General features: G+C 60.4%; 9 protein-coding genes. 5 read left to right on the top strand and 4 right to left on the bottom strand.

Annotation, left to right across the window (positions count from 1 at the left end; all coding sequences use genetic code 11):
- The 5 genes from NWF24_RS27860 to NWF24_RS27840 are packed head-to-tail and all read left to right on the top strand — an operon-like array spanning position 1 to position 5,495.
- Complete coding sequence (locus NWF24_RS27860) at positions 1-750, top strand: SDR family oxidoreductase (RefSeq protein ID WP_258351358.1); 750 nt, start codon at positions 1-3, stop codon at positions 748-750.
- Positions 751-767: 17 nt separating this feature from the next.
- Positions 768-2,798, top strand: a complete 2,031-nt coding sequence (locus tag NWF24_RS27855) for a hypothetical protein (RefSeq protein WP_258351357.1) — start codon at positions 768-770, stop codon at positions 2,796-2,798.
- 33 nt (positions 2,799-2,831) lie between these two features.
- A complete protein-coding gene (locus tag NWF24_RS27850; protein WP_258351356.1) occupies positions 2,832-3,761 on the top strand; it encodes an NAD-dependent epimerase/dehydratase family protein in 930 nt (309 codons plus the stop codon).
- A 1-nt stretch (position 3,762) separates the two neighbouring features.
- Positions 3,763-5,097: an NAD(P)/FAD-dependent oxidoreductase gene (locus NWF24_RS27845; protein ID WP_258351355.1), complete on the top strand. Its 1,335-nt coding sequence runs from the start codon at positions 3,763-3,765 to the stop codon at positions 5,095-5,097.
- An 8-nt stretch (positions 5,098-5,105) separates the two neighbouring features.
- A complete protein-coding gene (locus NWF24_RS27840; protein ID WP_258351354.1) occupies positions 5,106-5,495 on the top strand; it encodes a GtrA family protein in 390 nt (129 codons plus the stop codon).
- Here NWF24_RS27840 and NWF24_RS27835 read toward each other — a convergent pair.
- The 4 genes from NWF24_RS27835 to NWF24_RS27820 form a co-directional block, all read right to left on the bottom strand.
- Positions 5,488-6,366 (bottom strand): NAD-dependent epimerase/dehydratase family protein, encoded by an 879-nt coding sequence (locus NWF24_RS27835; RefSeq protein ID WP_258351353.1) that lies wholly within the window; start codon positions 6,364-6,366, stop codon positions 5,488-5,490. The two genes, NWF24_RS27840 and NWF24_RS27835, sit on opposite strands and share 8 nt — an antisense overlap.
- Positions 6,363-7,400, bottom strand: a complete 1,038-nt coding sequence (gene gmd / locus NWF24_RS27830) for a GDP-mannose 4,6-dehydratase (RefSeq protein WP_258351352.1) — start codon at positions 7,398-7,400, stop codon at positions 6,363-6,365. The genes NWF24_RS27835 and gmd overlap by 4 nt, the downstream gene beginning before the upstream one ends.
- A gap of 110 nt (positions 7,401-7,510) precedes the next feature.
- Positions 7,511-11,266: a glycosyltransferase gene (locus NWF24_RS27825; RefSeq protein WP_258351351.1), complete on the bottom strand. Its 3,756-nt coding sequence runs from the start codon at positions 11,264-11,266 to the stop codon at positions 7,511-7,513.
- On the bottom strand, positions 11,266-12,564 hold the full coding sequence (locus NWF24_RS27820; protein ID WP_258351350.1) for an FkbM family methyltransferase: 1,299 nt from the start codon (positions 12,562-12,564) through the stop codon (positions 11,266-11,268). The genes NWF24_RS27825 and NWF24_RS27820 overlap by 1 nt, the downstream gene beginning before the upstream one ends.
- Positions 12,565-12,680 lie beyond the last annotated feature (116 nt).

The raw sequence follows: 12,680 nt of genomic DNA, 5'->3' as shown, positions 1-12,680 counted from the left end.
ATGTCAACAAGAAAAAAGATCCTCATCGTCGGTGCGACCTCCGGTATCGCCGAGGCCGTGGCGCGGCAATATGCCGCCGAAGGCTGTACCTTTGCGCTTGTGGCGCGCGCACAGGACAAACTCGAGGTCGTCGCAAGCGACCTGAGCGCCCGTGGCGCCACGGGGATGTTCAGCTATGTGTGGGACGCGGCCGAGCCAAAGCAGTTCCCCGATGTCGTCGAGCGCGCATGGCGCGACCTCGGCGAGGTCGACGTGGCGCTGATTGCCCACGGCACGCTGCCCGATCAGGCGCGTGCGGCAGTAGACCTCGACTACGCCATCGAGCAGTTCCGTACCAACGGCGAAAGCGCGATCATCTGCATGCTCGCGCTGGCGCCTCGGTTCGAAACGCAAGGAAGGGGCACGCTGGCGGTGATCGGCTCCGTGGCCGGAGATCGCGGCCGGCCGAGCAACTTCCTTTATGGCGCCGCAAAGAGCAGCGTGGAGGCTTTTGCTTCCGGCATGCGGGGAAGGCTTTTCAAGCGCGGCGTCAACCTGTTGCTGATCAAGCCGGGCTTCGTTGCCACGCCCATGACGGCCGGGCTCGATCTGCCCAAGAAGTTGACTGCGACGCCGGAGCGCGTGGCCCGCACGATCGTCGATGCGGTGAGCGCAAGGAAGGCCGTCATCTACGTGCCCTGGTTCTGGCAAATCATCATGACGATCATCAAGATGATTCCGACATTCATTTTCAAGAAACTTGGGCTGTAAGGGTGAGGGATAACCTGATGAGTGAGTCAGTTCGAAGCAATGCTGCAGCCCGTGTCGAATGGCGATATTGGTGGATCGTATTTCTTGCCGTTTTTGCGATCGTCCTGGCAACTGCGGCTGGCTTCGTCTTCGGCCCCTACAGGTTGGAGGCGGGCGATTTTGCGGCCAATGCACTGAACATCATCCGCGCCAAGAGTTTCCATGAGATCTACGGGAACTACTCGAGATGGCAGTTCAACCATCCGGGCCCGTTCTTCTTCTATGTGTATGCCTTCGGCGAGATGGTTCTGGTCGACCTCTTGCATTTCGTTCCCTCGCCGCATCAGGCGCATGTGTTCTTCGGCATCATTCTCCAGAGCGGATTCATTGCGAGTTCGGTCGCCATTTCATTGTTTCTGGTGCGCGACAAGAGAATTCTTCTCGCTTGGATTCTGGTGGCGTGCCTGGGCGCGGGCATTGGCTACATCGCGGTATCGAGCATCTGGGCGCCGCATGTGCTGTTCGGCCCGTATCTGCTGCTCCTGATTTCTTCGGCGGCGCTGAGCCTGGGCTGGTTCCGCTTCCTGCCCGTGTGCGTCTTCTGTGTCTGCGTCCTGTGCCACGGGCACATCGCGCAGCCGGTGCTCACGTTCCCGGTTTTTCTTGCCGCAATCCTGAGCTTTGCATGGGCGGCGAAGGCGCGGCAGGTGATCGATCCTGCGTGGACTTCCGGCCGCAAGCGCACAGGGGTTTTTGCTGCCTCGTTCGTGATCATGGGCATCTTCCTGATTCCCATCATCATCGACCTGACCCGTTGCCCGGATTGCAACGCGGTGCGAGTCCTGACGTACATGAAGTCGAACCATGGTCAGACGCCCAAATTCAACCAGGCGATGAACTACGTCGCTTCTTATTTCATCTTCGACAGAAAGCCGGAGTGGCTGGACACTGCCCGAGACGTGAAGCTGGGCAGCCTCAAGGTTCTTTTCGAACTGCTCATGGTGGCCGCCGCACTCGTGCTTCCGACGAAGTGGCTGCTGAACCTGAGGGCGTCGAGGGTCGAACTGCAGCGCCTGGCCCTGTTCTGCATTCTGGCCTTGGCGTTCTCGACGCTGTGGGCGCTTCGGATCACGGGGCCGCTCTACGAATTCAACTCCTTCTTCGTGTACTCGATCGTCGGCCTGCTGGGATTGCTGGTCGTCTACTGCCTCATCGCGCGGCTGCCTCGCCCGGTGTTGCTGGTTTTTTCGCTTCTCTGGATCGTGGCCGCCTTTTTCATCGTGCCGCGGTACAACGCGAACTTCGAGGTTTTCAGCAAGCACTCGACGATGCTGGGCGGCAGCGAGTCGGTTCATCTTGAGAATCCCGGCAGCCGGATCGCCATCAACCAGATCGACGGACAGGATTGGGGCATCAATACAGGCTTGGCCGTGCGCTTGACCCGATCGAACGTTCCCTACTTCGTCCCGAACGACTGGACCTATGTCTTCGGCTGGGGAACCGGCTACACCGAAGAGCGCTTGATAAACAAGAACAACTCGATGGAAATCTGGACCGCGAAGGTGGACCATCTTCCTCCCGAGTTCACCGAAAGCGACTATTGCCGGATCCGTGACGATTCGCCGACCCTGGACACCCGCGGCGAGATCGAAAAATTCAATCCACTGAAAGCGAAATGCGAAATCGTTGCTGCACCGTCCCCGCGTCCTGGCAAGCCGGACGAATGGGAATGGTTGTCTACCAACATGATCGCGTTGCAATTCAAGTCAAAGAGCGCGTCGAAGCCGGTCGACCTGAGCTTTGAGGTCTTTCCTTATCTGGGCAACGGAAAGATCAAGTCGCAGCACGTGGGTGTACTTGTCAATGGCGAGGAAATCGGCAGCGAGGAAGTTTCAGGTCAGGGCGTCGTGCATGTGAGCGTCGCCCCGTCGCTGTGGAACAGATCTCCCATCACGACGGTCGTGCTGAAGCTCGATGGAAAGCAGTCTCCCAAAGAGCTGGGTCTTTCCGGCGACGACCGGCGCCTCTCCATCGGATTGCTCGGCGTTGGCGTTCGCTACGCGCAATAGCATGTGCCTCATTTTGTTTGTTAGGGTTTCGGTATGAAAATAATTCTTCCTGGAGGGGCCGGTCTCGTCGGGCAAAACCTGGTTGCCCGCCTGAATCGCGAAAAATTCACGCAGATCGTCGTGCTGGACAAGCACCGTCCCAACCTCGAGGTGCTGGCGCGAGCGCATCCCGACGTGGTTGCAGAATACGCGGATGTTTCCAAGCGCGGCGACTGGCTTGCGCATTTCGAAGGTGCTGACGTGGTGGTCATGCTGCAAGCGCAGATCGGCGGCATCGATTACCAGGAATTCGTGGACAACAACGTGACTTCCACGGAACTCATCCTCGAGGCCGTCAAGAAGAACAGGGTGCCCCAGTTGGTCCATATCAGCTCGTCGGTGGTGGAGTCCGTGGCCGACGATTTTTATACCCGCAGCAAGAAGGACCAGGAGCGCATGGTCCTGGACAGCGGCATCGAATGCCCGATCCTGCGACCGACCCTGATGTTCGGCTGGTTTGATCGAAAGCATCTCGGATGGCTGTCGCGTTTCATGGCGAAGGTGCCCGTGTTTCCCGTGCCGGGAAACGGCAAGTTCATGCGCCAGCCGCTGTACGTCGGCGACTTCTGCAACGTGATCATCAGTTGCATCGAAAACACCGTCCGCACCGGAATCTTCAACATCACCGGGCATCAGCAGGTCGACTACATCGACATCATTCGCGAGATCAAGCGCGCCACCAAGGCGAAGGCTCGGATCGTCAAGATTCCTTATGGCTTGTTCTACGGCTTGCTGTGGACTTGGTCGTTGTTCGATCGCAATCCGCCGTTCACCACACAGCAGCTCCAGGCTCTGGTGGCGCGCGACGAGTTCGAGGTGATCGACTGGCCCGGAATCTTCGGTGTGCGCAGCACGCCGTTCAATGAGGCTGTCGAGGAGACGTTCAATCATCCGGTCTACAGCAAGATCGCACTGGAGTTCTGACGTGGCGGAATCGAACCTTGTCGCTCCGGGCTCGCCGCACGGGCAACGCATCGCCGTTCTGGGAGCCGGCCCTATGGGTCTGGCTGTCGCCTACCAACTGGCCCTCGACGGGCATCGGCCCGTCGTGTTCGAAGCCGACGACCGCGTGGGCGGAATGACCGCGGCCTTTGATTTCGGCGGGCTGCGGATCGAGCGCTACTACCATTTTCATTGCACCTCGGACACGGCCTTTTTCCAGATGCTCGAAGAACTCGGCCTCTCCTCGAAGATGCACTGGGTGGCCACGAAGATGGGCTACTGGTACCAGAACCGTCTTCAGCCATGGGGAAATCCGATGGCCTTGCTGACGTTCAAAGGCTTGGGGTTGGTCGCCAAGTTCCGCTACGGCCTGCACGCTTTTCTTTCAACCAAGCGAAACGACTGGAAGCCGCTCGACCACGTCGAGGCCACCGGCTGGATCAAGCGATGGGTCGGTGCCGAAGCCTACGAGGTGCTGTGGAAGCGTCTGTTCGACTACAAGTTCTACGAGCACAGCTCCAACCTGTCGGCCGCGTGGATCTGGAGCCGCATTCGCCGCATCGGGCGTTCCCGCTACAGCCTGTTCAAGGAAAAGCTCGGCTACCTGGACGGCGGATCGCAAACGTTGCTGGATGCGCTGAAGGCGGCGATCGAGGCCAAGGGCGGCGAGGTCCGTCTCGCGTCTCCTGCCTCCAAGGTGGTGATCGAAGATGGCGCCGTGAAGGGGGTGCAAACGGCGGCGGGGATGGAGGTCTTCGACAAGATCGTCAGCACCGTTCCCTTGCCCTATGTGCCGCGCCTGATGCCGGAGCTGCCGGCGCAGACGTTGCAAGCTTTTGCCGCACTGAAGAACATCGCCGTGGTCTGCGTCATCGCCAAGCTGCGCAAGCCCCTGACCGAGAATTTCTGGCTAAACATTAACGACCCCGAGATGGACATTCCGGGGTTGGTGGAGTACAGCAATTTGCGGCCCCTGGACCCTCATGTCTTGTACGTTCCGTTTTACATGCCGGGTGAGCATCCGAAGTTCCAGGACGCGGACGAAGTCTTCCTGGCCAAGGTTCGCCGGTACTGCATGAAGATCAATCCGGCGCTGACGGAAGACGACTTCATCGACATGCGCGCCAGCCGCTACCGTTACGCGCAGCCGATCTGTGACCCGGGCTATCTGGATCGCCTTCCGCCTGCCGCCTTGCCGGTACAGGGTTTGTGGGTGGCGGATACGTCGTACTACTACCCCGAAGACCGAGGCATCTCGGAGAGCATCGGATTCGGACGCGAACTGGCGAAGTCGGCCGCGGCCGCGCAAACCCGATGAATAGCGCGTTGCTGACGCCGCAGTTCCTCCGGTTTCTTATGGCCGGCGGCATTGCCGCCGCCGCAAACTATGGGTCGCGCTTCCTGTTCAGTTTTTGGCTGGGCTACGGCACGGCCATTGTCCTGGCCTACCTGGTGGGGATGGTGGTCGCCTTCGTGCTGATGCGCCAGCATGTGTTTGACGCAAAGAAGAGCGCGCTCGGCCCGCAGATCATGAAGTTCGTCGGCGTGAATGTGCTCGCTGTGCTGCAGACGCTGGCTATCAGCCTCGTTCTTGCCCGCTGGGTGTTTCCGAAGCTGGGCATCGTCGAGCATGCCGAGGCCGTGGCGCACCTGATCGGTGTTCTCGTGCCGGTCGTCACGAGCTACTTCGGCCACCGGATGCTGACGTTCAAGTAGCCTTGCCGGATCCGGCCGCCTGCAGCATTCGCTGCAGCGTTTCCTCCAGCGGCGGACTGAGCAGCGTGACGCCGTGCGTTGCAAAAAGTGCCTGCAGCTTCGTCGCACTGCCGCAAAGCCGGTGCACCTCATTGGCCCGGACGAACGCGGGGTTCACCTCGATGCGCGGCGAATATCCCGTCAGACGCGCAAAGGTGTCGATGACGAAACGCAGTGCGTAGGGCTGGCCGGAGCAGATGTTGTAGGTTTCGCCGGGCTCGCCGTGCGAAAGCAGCAGCAGGTACGCGTCGCAGACCATTTGCACATCGTTGAACTCGCGCTCCACGTCCAGGTTGCCCAGCGCGATGGAAGGCTCGCGGGCCGCGAAGTGCATCGCAAGCTTGGGAATCAGGAAATGGTCGTCCTGGCCGGGCCCCGTGTAATTGAACGGGCGCGTGATCACGAGATCCAGCCGGTCGGCATACGTTCGCGCCATGTACTCCATGGCGAGCTTGCTCATGCCGTAGTGGTTGACAGGTGCCGGTGCGTGCGTCTCGCCAATGGGCGACTCGGCCGTATTGCCGTAGATGTTGGCGCTGCTGGCTAGCAGCACGCGCCGCGGGCGAACCGGTAGCTGCACCAGCGCGTTGAGCAGGTTGGTCGTGCCGATCACGTTGACGGCATAGAACGCTTCGTCGTGGGCATGGCCGACGAAACTGATCGCGGCAAGATGCACGACGGCATCCGGCGCGGTGGCCAGGACTTCGTCACGCAGGGCGTCCGCGTTCGTCAGGTTGGCCTGCAGCGCGACCACGGTGTGGCCCGCCGCGGTTGCATGCTCGGCAAACAGGCGACCGGTAAACCCTTCCGCCCCGGTCAGCAGGATCTTCAAAACGAGAAGCCTTGGGCGTTGCGCCGCAGATCGGCCTCGACCATCATCTGGCACAGTTGTTCCAGCGTGGTGGCCGGCGCCCAGCCCAGCTTGGCCTTGGCCTTGGCGGGGTCGCCGATGAGCAGCTCGACCTCCGCCGGCCGGTAGAACTTGGGATTCACGCGCATCACGGTCTTGCCGGAGGCGGTGTCGACCGCGATCTCGGATTCCGCGGCGCCCTTGAACTCGACATCGATGCCCGCGCCCTTGAACGCGAGCTTGACGAAGTCGCGCACGGTCTCGGTGCGGTTGGTGGCCAGCACGAAGGTGTCGGGTTCGTCGGCCTGCAGCATGCGCCACATGCCTTCGACGTATTCTTTGGCAAAGCCCCAGTCGCGCTTGGCGTCGAGGTTGCCGAGCTCAAGCACGTCGAGCTCGCCGAGCTTGATCTTGGCGACGCTGTCGGTGATCTTGCGCGTGACGAACTCGCGGCCGCGCAGCGGGCTCTCGTGATTGAACAGGATACCGCTGGCGCCGAAGATGTCGTAGCTCTCGCGGTAGTTGATCGTCATCCAGTGAGCGTAGAGCTTTGCCACGCCGTAGGGGCTGCGCGGATAGAACGGCGTGCTCTCGATCTGTGGAATGGCCTGAACCTTGCCGAACATCTCGGAGGTCGATGCCTGATAGAAACGAATCTTCGGGTTGACTAGGCGAATGGCCTCAAGCAGATGGAGTGCGCCGACGCCGGTGATCTGGGCGGTTGCGGCAGGCTGGTTGAAGCTCACGCCAACGAAGCTCTGTGCGGCGAGGTTGTAGATCTCGTCAGGATTCGCATCCTTGATCAGCGTGATCGAACTGCCCAAATCAGTCAGGTCGTATTCCACGAGGTGAAGATCGGGATTGCCTTGAATTCCGAGTTCTTCAATGCGCCAGAAGTTGACGGAACTCGTGCGGCGATAGGTTCCGTAGACCACGTAGCCCTTGGTCAACAACAATTCCGCCAGATAGGCACCATCCTGGCCTGTGATGCCTGTTACAACAGCGCGCTTTTTCATCGAAGTCCTCTTTCCTTTTCTAACTGAATGACTGGGTTGTGCATGAGCAGCCTGGGGCGACATCTCTTGGATGCCGATTCAAGATCTGCGCAATGCACCTCTGATTGAAATCAATTGGACCGTTGTGGCGCAGTCCGGGGGCAAGACTGGTCAAAAAGAGCAGCCTTGAACTGTTCTGCACTCTGCTGCCAAGTCAGGAACGGCATTGTCTCCGAGCGCGGATGCTGGTCCAACTTAAATAGTTCGAGCCATCGCATCACGGCTGCTGCAATGTCTTCGCCCTTCATGCCGTCGAAGTAAAGTGCGTGGTCTGCTGCGACCTCCCTGAAGACGGGTAGATCCCTCGCGAGGATCGGCAGCTTGTGGATAGCGGCTTCGATCAACGGTAGTCCGAAGCCCTCGCCCTCGGAGGCCAGGATCAGGCAAGCGCTGTCGTCGTAGAGCTGCTCCAGGTATTCGTCGCTGATCCCTTCGAGCCAGAACAGCCGTCGGCCCCGCTGCGGGTGTTGTTGCAGCCGCTCGATGACTTCCTCGACCATCCAGCCTGTCTTGCCTACAACCACGAGATTGACGTTGATGCCGTTGCGCCAGAGCTGTTCGAACGCATCGAGCGTTTGTGCATGCCCCTTGCGAGGCTCGACTGTGCCGACCATCAGGAAGGCCGGCGCAGCCGCGATCTGGGCCAGCGTTGACTTGGCAGCGAGCGGCAGACCGCTCGTCGGCAACGAGTACGAAATGTCCGCGCCCAAGTGGAAGGCACGCACCTTGAGACCTGCCCCGATACGTTCTGGCGCGTTCTCGGAAGCCCATGCCGTGAACTCGTCCGCGACTGCGTTGGAGATCGCAAGAACACCATCGCTCTCGGCAATCACTTTCAACCAACGCTCGTGCACAGCCTTTGCGTCCTGGAAAAATCGATGACTCAACAAGACCGGTAACAGGTCGTACACCACGAATTCGACACGGACTCCCTGTTGCCTCAGTGCCTTGTAGAAATCGGCTTGCTCCGGGACGATGTGTGGTTGCAGATCCAAGCCTACAAAGATGTCGCCATCTCGCGCGTCGATGGGCGCGTCATCGAGGCCCTGTGGCGAGCAACCGAGAAAACGCAACGAGAATTTCCGTGCGTAGTTGTATCCTGGTTCGCCCTTCAAGGCGTAGACCGGTTCTATCCGATAGCCCTCCGGCGGGCTGTCGAATAACGATCGGAGCAATGACCTAACCAACCGTTGAATGCCGCTTTGCCAGTCGCGTTGCACCAACTCCGACACATCGACAAAGAATTGGCGCTTCGCGGCTGGCATTGGCAGGGCCCGTGCAATGCTCTGCGCGGCTTCGGTCAAGCTTTCGTCGGATAGCGAAGTGTCTGCCCCGATCGACTTGATCAGCCCCGTGCGTGCATACTTCGCGCGCGATGCGAACAACTCGATCGCCTGGGCATACTGCCGAGCACAATCGGCCGGCGCATGCGCCGTGCTGATCAACTCCTTGCCCTTCTCTCCAAGAGCGCGCGCGGTGGGAGGCGATTGGCGTAGATTTTCCAGTGCCTTGATCAGCGCTTCGTCGCTGAACTCTTCAGGCAGCATCACGACTGCGTCGGACGGCAGATATGCCATCGATCCGTTGGCGTTGACCACCGTGGCAACGCCTCGACCCAAGGCATCCAGGACGGCGGCCGAGGTTTCGCCGCGCGAAAGTGTTCGCAGTTGAACCGCGACATCTGTCGAACTCAGGTAGCGCTGGAATGTTGCGGAGTCAACCCAGCCGGTGATGCTCACCTGCGCGGCTCGGTCGCGACGGGCAACGACCTGCTCGAGCTGCGCCCCGTAGCGTCCCTTGTCGTTCTCTCCGACAAACACGAGCCGGCATTTTGGGTCCGTGGCCAGGGACGATTGCAGCCATGCGTCGAGCAGGCGGTGGTTCAACTTGGTCGGCCCGAGCAGGCCAAATGCGCAAACCATGAACTGGTAGTCGTCCAGGCCCAATTCCGTGCGTGCGCGACGTCTTGCCTCGTCGATCGATTCAGGCATCACACGCAGCAGGGGAATCAGTGTCCAGTTGTCCGTGCTCTTGCTGCCGAACCATTGCCTTGCAAGCTCCAGCGAGTAGGGCGAATGAACGATGACACCCGACGCAAGCCGCAGCACGTCGAAGTTGCACGGGTATTTGAAGATCACGTCCGCCGTGTCTGCTGCCTTTGCACGCTCGGCGACGGCACCATACCCGTGGGACTCGTAGAGTGCGCGTGTCCATGCAAACGCTTCGCCGCCGACGCTCTCTCTGTGTGCCTGGATTCCGCTCAGATAAAAATCATGCAGCACAACGGTCCCGGGAATCTCTTCCAGCAGCGAAAACATGTGCTGGTGAAACTCGGAATTCCCGAAGTGATAGAGGACCCGATCGAAAGCGGATGCGTTGTGGCGGAACCATTCGACGCTGCGCAGCGGAAACGACTTGCTCAGTTCGCGCCTGTCGATGGCCTTGAGGTCGGTCACCAGTTCGATGTCGTAGAACTTGGCAAGCTCCGGCAACAGCTCGGCGCTGTAGTTCGAGATGCCACTGCGCTCAGGTGGCAACGGCGACACATACGCCAAACGAGGGCGCGCTGCACCGGCTGGAGTGCCCATGGCACCGGGCTTCGCAGTGTGTGTCGAATCGTGCAACTGCTCGAAGGCCCGCAGCGCGCGCCGTCCCGACTCATCCCACGAGAACTTCTTGCTTTGCTGCTCGCCGTGCGCGACCAGGGTGCGTCGGAAAGCGTCATCACTGAGCGCTTGCGACATCTTTGCTGCAATGGATTTGTCGTCTCGCGGATCGAACATCGCGTCTTCCCACCCGATGACTTCAGGCAGGCTGGACGTGTTGGCACCGATCACGGGGGCACCGCATAACATCGCTTCGAGCGCCGGCAGCCCGAACCCTTCGTGCCACGATGGAAAAACGAACAGCGCGCACAGGTTGTAGAGGCCGACCAGGTCTTCTTCCGGCACAAACCCCGTGACTGCGACGTCTTCTTTAGCCAGCCCTTGCTGGCGGGCCAGCGCCATCAACGCCTCGCGGTCCTCGGGTCGCGCTGAACACACCACCGCGAGTTGGTGCTCAGAACGCAATTCAGGAGGAAGCAACGCGAACGCCCGGATCAGCCCATCAATGTTCTTGCGATGGTCGATACCGCCTGTGTACATCACGAACGGCTTGTGAAGGTTGTACCGGGCACGTAATGCATGTGCGCGCTCGGGAGCCACGTCGAGCTTCCTGAAATGGCCGCCCGCGGCCGTGGACACATTGACGCAGCGTGTCGCGTCCAGGTCCAGGTGGGAAAGGCCTTCCTGTCTCGACGACTCCGAAATGGCGAGCCAGAGGTTCGCCTTGCGCATCGCCTCCACCTTGCCCATGTACCAGTCGCGCATGACCGGATTGTCGAGGTAGGGTTGCGGGTTGATCAGCGGGATGAGGTCGTAGAGCGTGACGGCCGTGGGTGTGCGTGTGAAGCGGCCTACGCTGGTGACCGTGGCATCGCCCAAGCCTTCGAACAGGCTCGACACATGCACCGCGTCGGGCTTAAGGCTGGCCAGGAATGCTTCGTAGAGTTTCTCGTCGGCAAGTACTTCGCTCGGCGCCCGGGCGCCGGCGCCTGACTGCGCGGCTGGGTACCAAACCTTGATGTTCGCCGGATCGATCAGCCCGTTGAAGGCGGTTCGGATGTCGTCCACCGCTTCTGGGAAACGTCCATTCAACGCAAGCAGAAGCTCGTGCTTTCCCGCTTGCCGCGCCATCGACTGCGCCAGAGACAGGGAGTAACGTCCAATGCCGCGATGTCTGTTGCCGGTGGATTGGGCGCCCTGAAGGTCAATGAGGATCCGCATCAGGCGTGCCCCGAACTTTGCTGGCTTTGACGCAGCTGCCGGTACACCAGGGCGGTGTCGGGAGACATGGACAGAGGTTTCTCCAACGGGCTATGCGATGCAGAAGAAGGGGGGGGCGCGAGCATCGCTTGCAGGCGCCGCCTCAGCGGTGGGACACAGCTTAAGGTGAGTATTGCCGCTCGCTTGAGCTGAGGGTGGCGGCCTACCGTAATCGCCACAACGCGAAGGGCAGTCTTGATGCGACGCTTGATGCCACTGGTAATGCGGCCTTCCATCGCAGCGGAAGCCAGCCGCCGCAGCGGTGTCGTCGCCGCTAGCGACGCGCGCGCCTCGGCATCGAGGGCCCGCTCGTTTGCATGGGTGGCACTTGCTTCAGCAATGGTTGCCCGCGCCTCGGCCTTGACGGTGCGCATGGCTGCTTCGTGGGCCCGATTCTTTGCATCCTCGAGCGCTGTGCGTGCGCTATGGAGTTCGGCGTGGAATCTCAGTTCGAGTTGTACCCGTTCGGCACGCTCGGCTTCGAGCTGAGCCGCACACACGCGCAATTCTTCCTTGTGGCGCGCGATGAGGCCGTTGCACCACGTTCCGGATTGCCCGCTGAGTTCGGCGTAATCGAACACGTTGGGCGGGATCTTCAGTGCTGGCAGCAGATTCGCATGTTCCACAGCCACGTAGAAGCGATTGAGCCCATCGAAGTAGGCGAATTGATAGCCTGCGTCGACCAGAATACGTTCAGCGCCGTCGTAGCGGAGTTCGGTCGACATCGGCACGGTGGCCTCGATCACGATGATCCAGGGCCGCAGCGTCTTGCTGTCCCAACCTCGAAGCACCTCTTCCTCCAGCCCCTCGACGTCGATCTTCAGCCAATGCACAGGACGGCCGTCCAGCGATGCCAAGGCGGTCTTCATCGGCAGCATGGGTGTCGGTACTGTCTTGTATGCAAAGCCATGCTCGGCTTGATGGATGTCGGCATAGGCCTTCACACCCGTACTGAGACCCGTATCCTCGATCACGTGGAGTTCAAGGATGCCCGCCGCGTCAGAAAGCGCAACCTGCAGGACGACCTCGTCGGGCCTGTCCTGCCTCAGCAATTCCGCATAGCGCGGAACAGGTTCGACGTGCACGCCGCGCCACCCCTGCTCATAGAAAGCCTTGCTGACGGAGTCCACCACGGGGTGCTGGGCACCGATGTCGACGTAGACGCCCGCAGGCACATGCTTCAGCGCCCGCCAGAGCATTACGTCCTCGAAGTTCTGTGCGTACGAAGTAAAAACCTTGGAACTGTTGTTTTGAGTCATGTGCGACTTGCGGCTGAGCCGATGGTCCTCCCAGGGAAATGCATGCTTTCGCGCATACCGCCATTTTACGAGGCGGAAACAGGTGATCATTAGCATGATGACCGCACTCGAATAAG

The organism is Variovorax paradoxus (assembly GCF_024734665.1).
Classification (GTDB): domain Bacteria; phylum Pseudomonadota; class Gammaproteobacteria; order Burkholderiales; family Burkholderiaceae_C; genus Variovorax.
This window is presented reverse-complemented; position numbering and strand designations above follow the sequence as displayed.